Here is a 15,742-nt window from a genome sequence, read left to right as displayed (position 1 = left end):
AAAGCAGGGTTTTGTGGCGCTTTTCCTTTGCGCTGAGAGATGCCTCGCAGGGTTTATACGTTTATACTGGTGGCATATTTTGTCAGGAGTCATGATTCAATGAATGAACAACCGCAGGAAAGCCGCCAGAACGTTGACCACGCCGAAATTGCCAAGTTTGAGGCGGTTGCATCTCGCTGGTGGGATTTAGAGGGTGAATTTAAGCCGTTGCACCGCATTAATCCCCTGCGTCTTGGCTGGATTGCCCAGCACAGCCATGGGCTGTTCGGTAAGAAAGTGCTGGATGTCGGCTGCGGCGGCGGCATTCTCGCCGAGAGCATGGCGCGTGAAGGGGCGGAGGTCACCGGTCTGGATATGGGCGCCGAGCCGCTGGAGATCGCGCGCCTGCACGCGCTGGAGAGCGGCGTGAGCGTCAATTACGTGCAGCAGACGGTTGAAGCCCATGCGGCCAGCCATGCCGGTCAGTACGACGTGGTGACCTGTATGGAGATGCTGGAACACGTGCCGGATCCGCGTTCCGTGGTGCTGGCCTGCGCGCAGCTGGTGAAACCGGGCGGCGAGGTGTTTTTCTCCACCATCAACCGTAACCCTAAAGCCTGGCTGCTGGCAGTGTTTGGTGCTGAATACGTGCTGCGCATGGTGCCGCGCGGTACCCATGACGTGAAAAAATTTATTCGTCCCGCCGAGTTGCTGAACTGGGTGGACGAGACCGCCCTGCGTGAACGCAATATGACTGGCCTGCACTACAATCCGCTGACCAACCAGTTCCGCCTTGGCCGTGGGGTGGACGTCAATTATATGGTGCATACCCACCGTCAGGCGTAAACGACCTGTTTCGCCTGCCCGCCCGTGGGCAGCGCTGTTGTAGCGGCGCGATGTATTACGCGAAAAATCGCGCCGCTATGGAATCTACGACCAGCAATTTACCCAACTGAACGGCATAACGCTCTACAAACTGCCAGTCCTCCTTTCACTTCCGACCGCACCCGGTTTATCACGCGCTGGCCCTATCCAGATCAATTTCCTTTTAGACGCTGCGATGCGCTTTTTGTAAGGTGAAAAGGTCATAAAAAATTCATAAGCAAACGCAGATAAGTTCGCTGCTGACGGAGCGGCGCGGGCTTTTTTCGCCTGGGAAATTTCCCGAATCGCAGCGGTTGAGCAATAAACACGCGCTCGATCAAAAATTGAAAAAAAACCTGTTATCCGTTGACACCAGGTGCAAGCCTTGTGGCGTGGGGATCCAGGATTTTCCCCACCCCCCAGGGCGTAAAATTTTGTGAAAATCAACTCTTGTGATGATCCGATTGCTGACTAGAATACTCACCATATTGTTGTTCAAACTTTCCGCACCCCCTATATATAGTGTTTATCCACAGGCTTACTCACAATGAGCCGCCTGTGAATAGACGGGGGATAATTTTGTATTTCATGGACAGGTAAACACGCGACATGAACCAAAGTCTGCTCGTTACGAAACGCGATGGCCGCCAGGAGCGCATCGACCTCGATAAGATTCACCGGGTGCTGGACTGGGCAGCTGAAGGGCTGAACAATGTCTCCGTCTCGCAGGTTGAGTTGCGTTCGCACATCCAGTTTTACGATGGCATCAAAACCTCGGACATTCACGAGACCATCATCAAAGCGGCTGCCGATTTGATCTCCCGTGACGCGCCTGATTACCAGTACCTGGCCGCGCGTCTGGCGATCTTCCACCTGCGTAAAAAAGCGTACGGTCAGTTTGAGCCACCGAAGCTGTACGACCAGGTAGTGAAAATGGTCGAGATGGGCAAATACGATCGCCATCTGCTGGAAGACTACAGCACCGAAGAGTTTGAGCAGATGGACGGCTTCATCGACCACTGGCGCGACATGAACTTCTCCTACGCGGCGGTGAAGCAGCTGGAAGGCAAATATCTGGTGCAGAACCGCGTCAGCGGTGAAATCTACGAGAGCGCCCAGTTCCTGTATATTCTGGTCGCCGCCTGCCTGTTCTCCGGCTATCCGCGCGATACGCGTATGGATTACATCAAGCGTTTCTACGATGCGATCTCCACGTTCAAGATCTCGCTGCCTACGCCTATCATGTCCGGCGTGCGCACCCCGACCCGTCAGTTCAGCTCCTGCGTACTGATCGAGTGCGGCGACAGCCTGGATTCCATCAACGCCACCTCCAGCGCTATCGTGAAATATGTTTCACAGCGTGCCGGCATCGGCATCAACGCGGGTCGCATTCGTGCGCTCGGCAGCCCGATCCGCGGCGGTGAAGCGTTCCACACCGGCTGTATCCCGTTCTATAAGCACTTCCAGACGGCGGTAAAATCCTGCTCGCAGGGCGGCGTGCGCGGCGGTGCGGCAACGCTGTTCTACCCGATGTGGCATCTGGAAGTGGAAAGCCTGCTGGTGTTGAAAAACAACCGCGGTGTTGAAGGCAACCGCGTGCGTCATATGGATTACGGCGTGCAGATCAACAAGCTGATGTACACCCGCCTGCTGAAAGGCGAAGACATCACCCTGTTCAGCCCGTCCGACGTGCCAGGCCTGTATGACGCGTTCTTCGCCGATCAGGATGAGTTTGAGCGTCTGTATACCAAATATGAGAAGGACGACAGCATCCGCAAGCAGCGCGTGAAAGCCGTCGACCTGTTCTCGCTGATGATGCAGGAACGTGCTTCAACCGGCCGTATCTACGTGCAGAACGTTGACCACTGCAACACCCACAGCCCGTTCGATCCGGCCATTGCGCCAGTGCGTCAGTCTAACCTGTGCCTGGAAATTGCGCTGCCGACCAAACCGCTGGAAGACGTCAACGACGAAAGCGGCGAGATCGCGCTGTGCACCCTGTCCGCCTTTAACCTCGGTGCGATTGAAAGCCTGGACGATCTGGAAGAGCTGGCGACGCTGGCAGTACGTGCGCTGGATGCCCTGCTCGATTACCAGGACTACCCGATTCCGGCGGCAAAACGCGGTGCGATGGGTCGTCGTACCCTGGGTATTGGTGTGATCAACTACGCCTATTACCTGGCGAAACACGGTGTGCGCTACTCTGACGGCAGCGCCAACAACCTGACGCACAAAACCTTTGAAGCCATTCAGTACTGGCTGCTGAAAGCCTCCAACGAGCTGGCGAAAGAGCAAGGTGCCTGCCCGTGGTTTAAAGAGACCACTTATTCGCAGGGCATTCTGCCGATCGATACCTATAAAAAGGATCTCGACAGCGTATGTAATGAGCCGCTGCACCTTGACTGGGAAGCGCTGCGTGAGTCGATTAAAACCCACGGCCTGCGCAACTCCACGCTGTCTGCACTGATGCCGTCTGAGACCTCTTCGCAGATTTCGAACGCCACCAACGGTATCGAGCCGCCGCGCGGTCACATCAGTATCAAAGCGTCGAAAGACGGGATTCTGCGCCAGGTAGTACCGGAGTATGAGCGTCTGAAAGATCAGTACGAACTGCTGTGGGAGATGCCATCAAACGACGGCTATCTGCAGCTGGTTGGCGTGATGCAGAAGTTTATCGATCAGGCGATTTCATCGAACACCAACTATGATCCAGGCCGTTTCGCCAATGGCAAAGTGCCGATGAAACAGCTGCTGAAAGATCTGCTGACCGCGTACAAATTTGGCGTGAAGACCCTGTACTACCAAAACACCCGTGACGGTGCCGAGGATGCGCAGGACGATCTGGCGCCGTCTATTCAGGACGATGGCTGCGAAAGCGGCGCCTGTAAAATTTGATCGAAAGGCGCCTGCGGGCGCCTTATCGTGTCTGGGCCAGCAGCGGCTGGCCCGTTTCACTTTTGGACTTAGTCATGGCTTACACTACTTTCTCACAGAACAAAAATGACCAGCTGAAAGAGCCGATGTTCTTCGGCCAGTCAGTGAACGTTGCCCGTTTCGACCAGCAGAAATACGACATCTTTGAAAAGCTGATCGAGAAGCAGCTCTCTTTCTTCTGGCGTCCGGAAGAGGTTGACGTCTCGCGCGATCGCATCGACTATCAGGCGCTGCCGGAGCACGAGAAGCACATCTTCATCAGTAACCTGAAGTATCAGACGCTGCTGGATTCCATTCAGGGCCGCAGCCCGAACGTAGCGCTGCTGCCGCTGATTTCGATTCCCGAACTGGAAACCTGGGTAGAAACCTGGGCGTTCTCCGAGACCATCCACTCACGCTCGTACACCCACATCATCCGTAATATCGTCAACGATCCGTCACTGGTATTTGATGACATCGTGACTAACGAGCAGATTCTGGCGCGCGCGCAGGATATCTCGAAGTATTACGATGATCTGATCGAGATGACCAACTACTGGCATCTGCTGGGTGAAGGCACGCATCAGGTGGCGGGCAAGAGCGTGACCGTGAACCTGCGTGCGCTGAAGAAGCAGCTGTATATCTGTCTGATGAGCGTTAACGCGCTGGAAGCAATCCGCTTCTACGTCAGCTTTGCCTGCTCGTTCGCCTTTGCCGAGCGCGAACTGATGGAAGGTAACGCCAAGATCATTCGTCTGATCGCCCGTGACGAAGCGCTGCACCTGACCGGCACCCAGCATATGCTGAACCTGATGCGTACCGGTGAAGACGACCCTGAAATGAAAGAGATCGCCGCAGAATGTCGTGACGAGTGTTTCGATCTGTTTAAGAAAGCGGCCGAGCAGGAAAAAGAGTGGGCTGAGTATCTGTTCAGCGGCGGCTCAATGATTGGTCTGAACAAGGACATTCTGTGCCAGTACATTGAGTACATCACCAATATCCGCATGCAGGCGGTGGGCCTTGATCTGCCGTTCCAGACGCGTTCTAACCCGATTCCATGGATTAACTCGTGGCTGGTGTCAGATAACGTGCAGGTGGCGCCGCAGGAAGTTGAAGTGAGCTCCTATCTGGTGGGTCAGATCGACTCCGAAGTGGGCGAAGACGACTTCAACGATTTCCAGCTGTAAGCATGAGCCGTTCCGTGGTAATCCTGCGCAGCTCCGGCTCCCGGCTGGAGTGCGCAGACGAACACCCTAATCTGCTGACGACGCTGGAAGCACACAATGTGTGCGTCGAGTTTCAGTGTCGCGAAGGCTACTGCGGCTCCTGCCGCATGCGTCTGCTGAAAGGCGAAGTGGATTATGCGGAAACCCCACTGGCGTTTATTCAGCAGGGCGAGATTCTGCCCTGCTGTTGTAAGGCCAGAGGGGAGATTGAGATCGAGCTGTAACCTGCCGGCCGTACTACTGAATTCCCTTTTATCGCGTTAAGATCCCGCATGGTCAGAGGGGGAACTGAGCACGCCGGAACGGCAAAACCCGCTCCCTGCGGGCCTCGACACGCGGCATCCCTGCCGCGTGACGTCCGGCTAAGCCCAGCTTCCCCCTCTTCCCTTCCAATTCTGGTGCTGCTGTAACAGGCACCCGACAACAGCGACCACCGAATCCAGCAGGGCGTGGGAGGCATAGCCGCTTGCAGCAGCCTCCGCGCCATGGATGGCGCGGCGGCAGGCCCCAGGGAAGGGTTTATGCCGGTGCGGCAAGCGGCTATGCCTCTCACGACGCGGCACCCAACACAAAGCGATGCTGATTCCATAGCATCAGCAATCACAAGCCAGGGAAGCGTTAGCTCTTCACCGTCTCCAGGACATCAATCCAGCCGTGACCGGTACTGACTTCACTGCCGTGCAGCCAGCGGCGCAGCATATTCATCGCCATCATCGCTACCACTTTCTGCCGGGTTTCCAGATTGTGCCGCCCGTGGGTAAATTTCACCCGCTGGCCCCAACTGGCTTCCGGTGTATGCAGCGCAATCGACACTTCCCCTTCCTGCAGATCGCCAACCGACAAGGCCAGCACTGTACCCTGCTGAGCGGCTAACTGACGCGTGCGCGTAACCTGCGCTTCCAGCGACTCCTCACGTGCCGGCAGCAGCTCAGCGGCGCTAAGCGGCACCTGCGCGGCGGCCAGCTGCCAGTGCAGCAACCCGGCCGTGTATTGTTCGCTCAGAGCAAGGCGGAAGCCGCGATCGTGCAGTTCCCGCGCCAGCACGGCCGGCAGCCCTTCAAAGCCTTCAAAAATGGTGCACTCGGCCAGCAGTAACTTAACCTGCTGCCACACCTGCTCCATCGCCACGCGCTGGCTGGCCGGGCCGGTCAGTTTGATCTCAATGATGGGCATCGACGAACGGTAGCCCATCACGACGCCTTCCGGCAGCGGCAGCGGTTCAAGCTCGGCGGCAATATCGCTCTCGCCGCGGCCAAAGGTGGTCAGACGCAGGCACAGTGGGGGTTCTGGCAACGTAAAACGCGCCTTAAGACGCGGAATAATCTGCTGCTCAACCATCACTTTGAATTCTGACGGCACGCCGGGGGTAAAGAATATCCAGCAGCGATTAAGCTGCAGGGCAAACCCACAGGCGGTGCCGACCGGGTTATCGATCAACTCGGCATTGGCCGGAATCTCCGCCTGCTTGCGATTACTGGGTGCCATGAGCCGCCCGCGGCTGGCAAACCAGGCTTCCATCTTCTCCAGCCACGCCTGCTGCAGCACCAGTTCGCTGCCGCTGGCGGTGGCCGCTGCCTGCGCGCTGAGATCGTCGCTGGTCGGCCCGAGACCGCCGTTCACGATCAGCACATCGGCAATCTGACTGCGGCTCTGTAGCGCTTCAACCAGCGAGCTCATCGCATCGCCGACCGTACTGCGACTGGTCATCGGCAGGCCGTGCTGAAACAGCACATCGGCCAGCCACGCGGCGTTGGTATCGACAATCTGCCCATGTAACACTTCATCGCCCGTTGAGAGCATTTCGACACGTATCACGATCTCTTCTCCTTATCCCTGTGGCTTTCACTGTAGGGAGCGCGCAGGCGAAACACAATCGCCGCCGGTGCGAAATGGCGGGTTAATCGCGATGCGGAAAGGAAACAGCGGGAAAGCAGGAATCGGGCGCGACGGACATCGCGCCCACGGGGATTAACGGCGCGCCAGCAGCAGGCCAACAAACAGACCGGCAGCCGCACCGATACCAATGCCCTGCCACGGTTTTTCATGCACGTAATCGTCGGCACGATACGCTGCCTGTTTGGCACGATAGTAATAGCTGTCGGACGCCTGGCTCACGCGATTCTTCACGTCTTCCAGCGCCTGCTCGGCTTTCTGCTTCAGTTCGATATATTTCTGGTCCGCCGGATCGCCCGAGGAGCGCAGCACTTCTTCCAGCGTTTCCGTCAGCAGCGCCAGATCGTCATCAAGACGGGTTTCAAATTGATCGGTAGATGACATGTTCACAATCCTCCATGTTTAAATGCGGTGTCGATTAACTATAGTCATAAATTGCGTTTTTGCGCCGCGCCGTCATCCGCTGACTGCGCTTTTTGCCGCGCTGAACGCAAAGTTATGTCATCCGGGGCGTTGCACGCGGAATTGTGCTTCGTTTATTTGATTAATCTGATAAATTTTCAGCGGACTGAATTTTTTATTTTCGCCACTGTCGTAACCCCCTGTAGCCTGACGCTAAATGTCTTGCGACAGCCTCAATACACCCGAGCAGCTAAGGAAAAGATTTCCGGCATGAATCGTAGAAAATTTATGAAAGCGTCCATGGCCCTCTCTGCCGTTAGCGGCATGACCGGGCTCTCCTCGCTGTTTGCGCAGTCCGCCTGGGCCGATGATGGCATCGCCGACGGAACCGCCGTGCGCTTCGATTTCGATGTGCTGAAAAAGAAAGCCGCGGCACTGGCCAAACAGCCCTGGGGCGGCGCGCCCGGCCCCCTGCCCGCGACCCTGGCCAATCTGACACCGCAGGCGTATAACGAAATTCAGTACGACGCTAACCACTCACTGTGGAACAACATCGCCGACCGCGAGCTGGATGTGCAGTTCTTCCACGTTGGCATGGGCTTTAAGCGCCGCATTCGCATGTTCTCCGTGGATGCCGCCAGCCGCGAGGCGCGGGAAATCCACTTCCGTCCGGAACTGTTTAATTATCACAACGCCAACGTGGATACCCAGCAGCTGGTGGGTAAAACCGACCTCGGCTTTGCCGGTTTCCGCGCCTTTAAAAAACCGGAGCTGGCGCGACGCGACATCGTTTCTTTCCTCGGTGCCAGCTACTTCCGCGCGGTAGATGAAACCTACCAATATGGCCTGTCAGCCCGTGGCGTCGCGGTTAACACCTTTAGCAATGGCCAGGAAGAGTTTCCCGACTTCACCGCCTTCTGGTTCGAAACACCCAAAGCTGAAGACACCACCTTTGTGGTGTATGCACTGCTGGACGGGGCCAGCGTCACCGGTGCCTACAAATTCACCATCCACTGCGAAGAAAAACGCGTGGTGATGGAGGTGGAAAACCACCTGTTTGCGCGCAACGAGATTCGTCAGCTCGGTATTGCGCCAATGACCAGCATGTTCAGCTGCGGCACCAACGAACGCCGCATGTGCAATACCTATCATCCGCAGATTCATGACTCCGATCGCCTGGCGATGTGGAGCGGCAGCGGCGAGTGGATTGCCCGTCCGCTGAATAACCCGCAGCGCCTGCAGTTTAATGCCTATCAGGATGAAAACCCACGCGGCTTCGGTCTGCTGCAGCTGAATCATGATTTCAAAGATTATCAGGACGTGATTGGCTGGTATGACAAACGCCCCAGCCTGTGGGTTGAGCCGATCGGTAAATGGGGTAAAGGCGCCATCAACCTGATGGAGATCCCGACGACCGGGGAAACGCTGGATAACATCGTGTGCTTCTGGCAGCCGGCCGAGCCGGTCAAGGCTGGCAGCGAATTTAATTTCCAGTACAAACTCTACTGGAGCCAGCTGCCGCCAGTCCGCAGTGGTCTGGCCCGTGTTGATGCCACGCGCACCGGTATTGGTGGCTTCCCGGAAGGCTGGGCACCGGGCGAACATTTCCCGGACCAGTGGTGCCGCCGCTTTGCTATCGATTTCATTGGCGGCGACCTGCAGGCGGCCGCGCCGAAAGGCATCGAACCGGTAATCACCGTGTCGTCCGGCACCTTCAAACAGGTAGAGATTCTCTACGTCGAACCGCTGAAAGGTTACCGTATCCTGTTTGACTGGTATCCGAACAGCGACTCAACCAAACCGGTGGATATGCGCCTGTTCCTGCGCACCAAAGATGAGACGCTGAGCGAAACCTGGCTGTATCAGTACTTCCCGCCACCGCCCGATCAGCGCAAGTACACCGACGACCGGCAGATGACGCCGGGCTAACCTGCACGGCGAGGCCAACACCTCGCCGTTAGTTTTTCTGCATGCCGACGTGCGGAATATTATCTTCCAGATAAACGTCCGTGACCGCCCGGAAGCCCAGGCGACCATAAAAGCCTTCCAGATGCGCCTGCGCTGACAGATACACCGCCCGCTGCGGCCAGTGCTGTTCGCAGCTGTTCAGCGCCTGCTCCATCAGCCGATAGCCCAGTTTCAGGCCGCGCGCCTCTTCCGACACAATCACCCGACCAATGGTCACCGGCGAGGAAGCCAGCGCGGGCGTCAGCAGACGCGCATAGGCCAGCAGTTTGCCATCAAGAAAGCCCAGCAGATGGCGGTTATCGGCCGTCAAATCCTGGCCATCTATGTCCTGATACGGACAGGCCTGTTCGACGATAAACACCTGATTGCGCAGCGCCAGCACGGTATACAGCTGCTGCGCGGTCAGTTCACTGTGGTGGCAATCAAGCCATTGCATATCCATCGTGCTTCCTTGTCTGAGCGAAAAAAGTGATCTTCACAGCCTATCACAGCGCATGCGCTAAACGCAGTGGGCAGCACGTAACAGGGGCTGACACGCGGAGCTATGTGATCAAACTCTCAAATTGCAGGCAAAAAAAATCAGGCCCGCAGGCCTGATTGTGAAGATGACGCACTGTTTACATCAGCGGCTGAGCCAGCTGCACCAGCGTGATTAGCGGCTGCGGATAAACACCGAGCAGCAACACGAGGATGGCGGAGATCAGCACCACCACACCACCTGCGGTGAACGCCCAGTTGGCCGGGGTATCGCGGGTGTGCAGTTCCGGCGGGCTGAGGTACAGGCTCACCGTAACGCGCAGGTAGTAATACAGACCAATGGCGCTACCGGCGACAACCGCCGCGGTCAGCCACCACAGATGCGCGTTAACACCGGACGCGATGACGTAAAACTTACCGATAAAGCCCAGCGTCATCGGGATACCGGCCAGCGACAGCATCATCACCGTCATCACGGCGGAGAGAATCGGACGATGCCAGAACAGACCGCGATACGAGTAAAGCGTATCGGCATCCGGACCACGGTACGGGCTCGACATCAGGCTGACTACACCGAAGGCGCCGAGGCTGCTGAACAGGTAACCGGCCAGATAGACGCCGGCGGTTTCCAGCGACAGCTGATGGGTTTTCACCGCAATCAGCGCCACCAGCAGATAGCCAAGATGCGCGATAGATGAATAGCCGAGCAGACGCTTGATGTTGCTCTGCGAAATCGCCATCAGGTTACCGAACAGAATCGAGACGAAGGCAATCACACCCAGCACGGTGCGCACCGCTTCACTGTCGGTTACCGGTGCGTACATGAACAGACGCATGATGACCGCAAAGATAGCGATTTTGCTGGCGGTGGCGAGGAAGGTCGAGACCGGAGCCGGCGCGCCCTGATAAACGTCTGGCGTCCACAGATGGAACGGCACCAGCGACAGCTTAAAGCCAAGACCGATGATCATCATGCCCAGCCCGACCAGCAGCAGCGGCTGCTGAATCATGCTGTCATTCAGGCTTTTGCCGAGCTGCACAAAGCTCAGGCTGCCGGAATCGGCGTAGACCAGCGCAATACCGAAGATCAGGAATGAGGAAGCCGCAGCCGACAGAATCATGTACTTCAGCGCCGCTTCCAGCGAGCGCTTCTGACGGAAGGCGTAGCCGATGAGACCAAACAGCGGCAGCGACAGCAGTTCGATACCGATGAACAGCGCCGCCAGATGGTTGGCGCTGGCCAGCACAATCCCGCCCAGCGCCGCGATCAGCACCAGCAGATAGAACTCATCTTTGTTGTCCGGGAAACCGGCCAGCCACGGATAAGCAAAGGTGCAGGTTGCCAGACTCGCCAGCATCACCAGCGCGGTATAGAACATCGAATAGCCATCCACGCGCAGCAGCGGCGTGACATCCATGGCGCCCACGTGGCCCACAAACCACAGCGACAGCAGCGCGAGGTTAAGACCGATGACCGTCAGCGTGGCATTAACAAAGTGGTTGCGTCGCCACGCAATGGACAGCATCACAACCACCACCGTCAATCCGACGATTAACAGCGGTAGCAACGCGATCAATTGTTGAGGAGTTATTGTCATGGCGAATTACGGCCTTGTAGTTGAAATTGAAGCGGTAAACCACTGCTGAATATTGCTCATCGCAGCATGGGACGTGTCGAGGATTGGCTGCGGATAAACGCCCAGCAGCACCAGCAGCACGACCAGTACACCGATGGTCAGGAATTCGCGCGGCGACATTCCAGCCAGCGGCTCTTTTGATTTGGCTTCGCCGTAGTAAGCGCGCTGCATCATGATCAGCGAGTACACTGAGGCAAATACCAGGCCGAAGGTGGCAATCACGATAATCAACGGCACCACCTGATAGCTGCCGGCCAGAATCATGAACTCACCCACAAAGTTACCGGTGCCCGGCATACCGAGGTTAGCCACGGCAAAGAACAGCGACAGGCCCGGAATCCACTTGATGCGCGACCACAGGCCGCCCATCTGGCGCATATCACGGGTATGCAGACGTTCATACAGCTGACCGCACAGGATGAACAGCGCCGCGGCCGACAGGCCGTGCGCAATCATCTGCACCACCGCGCCCTGGAACGCCAGCTGGCTGCCGGTGTAGATGGCAATCAGCACGAAGCCCATGTGCGAAATCGAGGTGTAGGCGATCAGGCGTTTAATATCGGTCTGCGAGAACGCCATCCAGGCGCCGTAGAAGATACCGATGATGCCGAGCCACATGGCGATCGGCGCGAACTCCGCCGAGGCATTCGGGAACAGCGGCAGGCTAAAACGCAGCAGGCCGTAAGCCGCAGTTTTCAGCAGGATACCGGCAAGGTCAACCGAACCAGCGGTCGGTGCCTGGCTGTGGGCATCCGGCAGCCAGCCGTGCAGTGGCACCACCGGCATTTTCACCGCAAAGGCGATGAAGAAGCCGAGCATCAGCAGATACTCAACGGTGTGTGACATTGGCGTTTTCAGCAGCTCTTCATAGCTGAACGTCCAGACGCCAGTGGCGTTGTAGTGCACGAACACCAGCGCCAGAATGGCAATCAGCATCACCAGACCTGACGCCTGGGTATAGATGAAGAATTTGGTTGCCGCGCTGATACGGGTTTTCCCGTCAGACGCTTTGTGACCCCAGAGCGCGATGAGGAAGTACATCGGCACCAGCATCATTTCCCAGAAGAAGAAGAACAGGAACATGTCGATGGCGAGGAACACGCCGATCACGCCGCCGAGAATCCACATCAGGTTGAGGTGGAAGAAGCCCTGATACTTTTCGATTTCATTCCACGAGCAGAGAACCGCCATCAGACCCAGCAGGCCGGTCAGCACCACCATCAGCAGCGACAGGCCATCCAGCGCCAGATGGAAATTAATGCCAAAGCGTGGGATCCACGACACCAGGAAAGTCGACTGCCACTGCGGCAGGCCCGCAGCCTGCGTCAGCGAATAGCCGCCCTGCAGCCACAGCTGCAGGCCCAGCGCCAGCGTCAGCCCCATGGTGATCAGGGCAATCCAGCGCGGCACCTTCGCGCCAAGGCGCTCAGCCAGCCAGCAAAGCAAGCCCCCAACAAAGGGTATAATTATTAGCCAAGGTAATAACACGGCGTACATTCCCTATTTTCGTCTTCGTTCAGGCTATCGGACGCGCCTGTTTCGCCTCGCCCGCGCGGGCAACGTTCACGTATTACTACGCGCCGGTTGCTGCGCTAACGAACACCAAACTGACTGCGTTGATCTCACCCGTGCATCAGACAATTTTGAACATTCTTACGTGGGGCGCTAAACCATCGCGCGCCCCGCTCATCAATCGTTAAATCACCAGCATCAGCGCCAGTACCACCACGGCACCGACGCTCATCGACGCGATATACCAGCGCAGATAGCCGTTCTCACTCACCACCAGACCTTTATTACCGATGCGCGACAGCAGCGCCGGCAGGTTCATCAGTGAATTGAGCGGATCGCGCTGCAGCAGCCAGGCAATGCCAAGGTACGGTTTAACAAATACCTTGTCGTACAGCCAGTCGAAGCCCCAGGCCGCAAACCACCAGGTGCCGAAGAAACGGCCCGGCGCACTGTTGGCGATGCGGGTGACCAGCTGACGTTTGCCCAGCCACAGCGCGGCGGCAATCAGGATACCGATAATCGCCACGGCACCCGAGGTGATTTCCAGCGCCACTTTGCCGGTTTCACCAAACTCGTTCTGTGGCAGCACGCCCGCCAGCGGAGGCGTAATCAGCGCGCCAACGAAGGTTGAGAGCACCAGCAGCACAATCAGCGGCAGGTGATGCGTAATGCCTTTACCGGCATGCGCATGAATTTTCTCTTCGCCGTGGAACACGATGAAGATCATGCGGAAGGTGTAGATTGAGGTAAGGAATGCACCCACCAGACCGGCGACCATCAGATTGATGTGACCGTTAGCCAGCGCACCGAACAGAATCTCATCCTTACTGTAGAAGCCGGCGGTAATCAGCGGCAGCGCAGCCAGCGCGGCACCGCCCACCAGGAAGCAGACATACACCAGCGGGATGCTCTTACGCAGACCGCCCATTTTGAAAATGTTCTGCTCGTGATGACAGGCCAGAATCACGGAACCGGAGGAGAGGAACAGCAGCGCCTTGAAGAACGCATGGGTCATCAGGTGGAAAATCGCGGCGTCCCACGCCTGTACGCCCAGCGCCAGGAACATGTAGCCGATCTGACTCATGGTGGAGTAAGCCAGCACGCGTTTGATGTCGGTCTGCACCAGCGCGGCGAAGCCCGCCAGCACCAGCGTAATCGCACCAACGATACCCACCAGATGCAGCACTTCCGGCGTCAGCAGGAACAGACCGTGGGTGCGGGCAATCAGATAGACGCCTGCGGTTACCATGGTGGCAGCGTGGATCAGCGCGGAGACCGGCGTCGGACCGGCCATCGCATCGGCCAGCCACGTCTGCAACGGCAGCTGTGCCGATTTACCCACGGCACCGCCCAGCAGCATCAGCGTCGCCCACTGCAGCATGTGGTTGTCCGCCGCGAAGTGCGCCGGGGCCAGCTCCATCAGCTCACGGAAGTTCAGCGTACCCAGCTCGTTGTAGAGAATGAACAACGCAAAGGCGAGGAACACGTCACCGACACGGGTGATAATGAAGGCTTTCATCGCCGCTTTGCCGTTTTCCGGATTGCTGTAGTAGAAGCCAATCAGCAGGTAGGAACACAGCCCTACCCCTTCCCAGCCAAGGTACATCAGCATCAGGTTATCGGCCAGCACCAGCACCACCATGCTCGCGATGAACAGGTTGGTGTAAGCGAAGAAGCGTGAATAGCCCTCTTCACCGCGCATGTACCAGGAAGCGAACATGTGGATGAAGAAGCCGACGCCGGTAACCACCGACAGCATGGTCAGCGACAGACCGTCCAGCACCAGGTTCACTTTGATGTCAAAGTTACCCACGTGCATCCAGGTCCACAGCGCCTGGGTAAATGGCTGCTGGCCGTGACTAAAGAAGTCCACACCCACAAATACGGTGGTCAGCGCCGCAAGGCCCACTGAACCCATCCCCACCGCAGCCGACAGGTTCTCCGACCAGCGACCACGGGAAAACGCCAATAGCAGGAAGCCAATCAGCGGAAATAATACGGTTAAATAGAGAAGATTCATCCGCGCATCTCGCTCACTGTGTCAATGTTCAGCGTCTGACGACGACGATAGAGCTGCAGCAGCAGCGCCAGACCAATACTGGCTTCCGCCGCCGCGAGGCTGATTGCCAGGATGTACATCACCTGGCCGTCGGCTTGTCCCCAGTAGCTGCCTGCCACCACCAGCGCCAGCGCCGCGGCGTTGATCATGATCTCCAGACCGATCAGCATAAACAGCAGGTTGCGGCGCAGTACCAGCGAGGTCAGGCCGAGAACAAACAGCACAGCAGCCAGAATCAGGCCGTGTTGTAACGGGATCATGCGTGCTCCTCCTTATTGGCCGCCGCGTCTGACACGCGGTTGCTCAGCACTTCGCCCTGACGATCTTCACGTCCGATATGGAACGCCACTACCAGACCGGCCAGCAGCAGCATTGACGCCAGCTCAACCGCCAGAACATACGGGCCAAACAGACTGATGCCCACCGCTTTGGCATCGATGACGGTGCCATCAATACCCTGGTCGGTCGCGGTCAGGATGGCGTAGATCATCACCACCAGCAGCAGCAGCGAGACAATGCCCGGACCGATCCACAGCGACGGCTTCAGCCATTCGCGCTCCTGATCCTGCTGGGTTTTACCCAGGTTGAGCATCATCACTACGAACACAAACAGCACCATGATGGCACCGGCATAGACGATGATCTCCAGCGCACCGGCAAAATAGGCGCCCATTGAGAAGAACACGCCGGCAATCGACAGCAGCGAAACAATCAGGTACAGCAGCGCATGTACCGGATTGGTGTGGGTGATGACGCGCAATGTCGTCAGCACCGCCACCAGTCCGCAAAGATAAAACGCAAATTCCATACCT

At 57.4% G+C, this 15,742-nt stretch carries 13 protein-coding genes; 5 read left to right on the top strand and 8 right to left on the bottom strand.

What is annotated here, in order from left to right:
• The first annotated feature begins 99 nt into the window (after positions 1-99).
• The 4 genes from ubiG to yfaE all read left to right on the top strand — a co-directional run bounded on the left by ubiG (position 100) and on the right by yfaE (position 5,206).
• Positions 100-825, top strand: coding sequence for a bifunctional 2-polyprenyl-6-hydroxyphenol methylase/3-demethylubiquinol 3-O-methyltransferase UbiG (gene ubiG / locus AC6I79_RS06625; protein ID WP_021509232.1), 726 nt, complete (start codon positions 100-102; stop codon positions 823-825).
• Positions 826-1,452: 627 nt separating this feature from the next.
• A complete protein-coding gene (gene nrdA, locus AC6I79_RS06620; RefSeq protein ID WP_021509231.1) occupies positions 1,453-3,738 on the top strand; it encodes a class 1a ribonucleoside-diphosphate reductase subunit alpha in 2,286 nt (761 codons plus the stop codon).
• Between the two features lie 74 nt (positions 3,739-3,812).
• The gene (gene nrdB, locus AC6I79_RS06615) at positions 3,813-4,943 is read left to right on the top strand and encodes a class Ia ribonucleoside-diphosphate reductase subunit beta (protein ID WP_021509230.1); all 1,131 of its coding nucleotides are present in this window, start codon (positions 3,813-3,815) and stop codon (positions 4,941-4,943) included.
• Positions 4,944-4,945: 2 nt separating this feature from the next.
• A complete protein-coding gene (yfaE, locus tag AC6I79_RS06610) occupies positions 4,946-5,206 on the top strand; it encodes a class I ribonucleotide reductase maintenance protein YfaE (protein WP_021509229.1) in 261 nt (86 codons plus the stop codon).
• Positions 5,207-5,600: 394 nt separating this feature from the next.
• Here yfaE and AC6I79_RS06605 read toward each other — a convergent pair whose 3' ends face one another.
• Both AC6I79_RS06605 and elaB read right to left on the bottom strand, forming a co-directional pair.
• The gene (locus AC6I79_RS06605) at positions 5,601-6,797 is read right to left on the bottom strand and encodes a nicotinamide mononucleotide deamidase-related protein YfaY (protein ID WP_132465030.1); all 1,197 of its coding nucleotides are present in this window, start codon (positions 6,795-6,797) and stop codon (positions 5,601-5,603) included.
• Between the two features lie 153 nt (positions 6,798-6,950).
• The gene (gene elaB, locus AC6I79_RS06600) at positions 6,951-7,259 is read right to left on the bottom strand and encodes a stress response protein ElaB (protein ID WP_021509227.1); all 309 of its coding nucleotides are present in this window, start codon (positions 7,257-7,259) and stop codon (positions 6,951-6,953) included.
• A 288-nt stretch (positions 7,260-7,547) separates the two neighbouring features.
• On the opposite strand from elaB, the gene AC6I79_RS06595 reads away from it, so the two are divergent.
• Positions 7,548-9,206 carry a glucan biosynthesis protein D gene (locus AC6I79_RS06595; RefSeq protein ID WP_031280040.1) on the top strand — a complete coding sequence of 553 codons (1,659 nt, stop codon included), beginning with the start codon at positions 7,548-7,550 and terminating at the stop codon, positions 9,204-9,206.
• Positions 9,207-9,234: 28 nt separating this feature from the next.
• Here the strand turns inward: AC6I79_RS06595 and AC6I79_RS06590 are convergent, their stop codons facing one another.
• The 6 genes from AC6I79_RS06590 to nuoJ form a co-directional block, all read right to left on the bottom strand.
• Positions 9,235-9,687 (bottom strand): GNAT family N-acetyltransferase, encoded by a 453-nt coding sequence (locus AC6I79_RS06590; protein ID WP_021509225.1) that lies wholly within the window; start codon positions 9,685-9,687, stop codon positions 9,235-9,237.
• 175 nt (positions 9,688-9,862) lie between these two features.
• Positions 9,863-11,320 carry an NADH-quinone oxidoreductase subunit NuoN gene (nuoN, locus tag AC6I79_RS06585; protein WP_031280039.1) on the bottom strand — a complete coding sequence of 486 codons (1,458 nt, stop codon included), beginning with the start codon at positions 11,318-11,320 and terminating at the stop codon, positions 9,863-9,865.
• Between the two features lie 6 nt (positions 11,321-11,326).
• Entirely contained in the window at positions 11,327-12,847 is a 1,521-nt protein-coding gene (gene nuoM, locus AC6I79_RS06580; RefSeq protein ID WP_058775855.1) for an NADH-quinone oxidoreductase subunit M, read from the bottom strand.
• Positions 12,848-13,055: 208 nt separating this feature from the next.
• Positions 13,056-14,891 carry an NADH-quinone oxidoreductase subunit L gene (nuoL, locus tag AC6I79_RS06575; protein WP_058775806.1) on the bottom strand — a complete coding sequence of 612 codons (1,836 nt, stop codon included), beginning with the start codon at positions 14,889-14,891 and terminating at the stop codon, positions 13,056-13,058.
• Positions 14,888-15,190, bottom strand: a complete 303-nt coding sequence (gene nuoK, locus AC6I79_RS06570; RefSeq protein ID WP_013509877.1) for an NADH-quinone oxidoreductase subunit NuoK — start codon at positions 15,188-15,190, stop codon at positions 14,888-14,890. The genes nuoL and nuoK overlap by 4 nt, the downstream gene beginning before the upstream one ends.
• A complete protein-coding gene (gene nuoJ, locus AC6I79_RS06565) occupies positions 15,187-15,738 on the bottom strand; it encodes an NADH-quinone oxidoreductase subunit J (protein ID WP_021509221.1) in 552 nt (183 codons plus the stop codon). The genes nuoK and nuoJ overlap by 4 nt, the downstream gene beginning before the upstream one ends.
• Positions 15,739-15,742 lie beyond the last annotated feature (4 nt).

It is taken from the genome of gamma proteobacterium symbiont of Scutellera amethystina (genome assembly GCF_059730845.1).
Note: the sequence above shows the minus strand (reverse complement) of the source record. Positions and strands in the feature narration are given on the sequence as shown.

What these genes read in the sequence shown, in the direction of transcription:
- AC6I79_RS06595 (WP_031280040.1), top strand. Translation starts at nt 7,548, where the DNA reads ATGAATCGTAGAAAATTTATGAAAGCGTCCATGGCCCTCTCTGCCGTT.
- elaB (WP_021509227.1), bottom strand. Translation starts at nt 7,259, where the DNA reads ATGTCATCTACCGATCAATTTGAAACCCGTCTTGATGACGATCTGGCG.
- AC6I79_RS06590 (WP_021509225.1), bottom strand. Translation starts at nt 9,687, where the DNA reads ATGGATATGCAATGGCTTGATTGCCACCACAGTGAACTGACCGCGCAG.
- nuoK (WP_013509877.1), bottom strand. Translation starts at nt 15,190, where the DNA reads ATGATCCCGTTACAACACGGCCTGATTCTGGCTGCTGTGCTGTTTGTT.
- nrdA (WP_021509231.1), top strand. Translation starts at nt 1,453, where the DNA reads ATGAACCAAAGTCTGCTCGTTACGAAACGCGATGGCCGCCAGGAGCGC.
- ubiG (WP_021509232.1), top strand. Translation starts at nt 100, where the DNA reads ATGAATGAACAACCGCAGGAAAGCCGCCAGAACGTTGACCACGCCGAA.
- nuoL (WP_058775806.1), bottom strand. Translation starts at nt 14,891, where the DNA reads ATGAATCTTCTCTATTTAACCGTATTATTTCCGCTGATTGGCTTCCTG.
- nuoJ (WP_021509221.1), bottom strand. Translation starts at nt 15,738, where the DNA reads ATGGAATTTGCGTTTTATCTTTGCGGACTGGTGGCGGTGCTGACGACA.
- yfaE (WP_021509229.1), top strand. Translation starts at nt 4,946, where the DNA reads ATGAGCCGTTCCGTGGTAATCCTGCGCAGCTCCGGCTCCCGGCTGGAG.
- nuoN (WP_031280039.1), bottom strand. Translation starts at nt 11,320, where the DNA reads ATGACAATAACTCCTCAACAATTGATCGCGTTGCTACCGCTGTTAATC.
- nrdB (WP_021509230.1), top strand. Translation starts at nt 3,813, where the DNA reads ATGGCTTACACTACTTTCTCACAGAACAAAAATGACCAGCTGAAAGAG.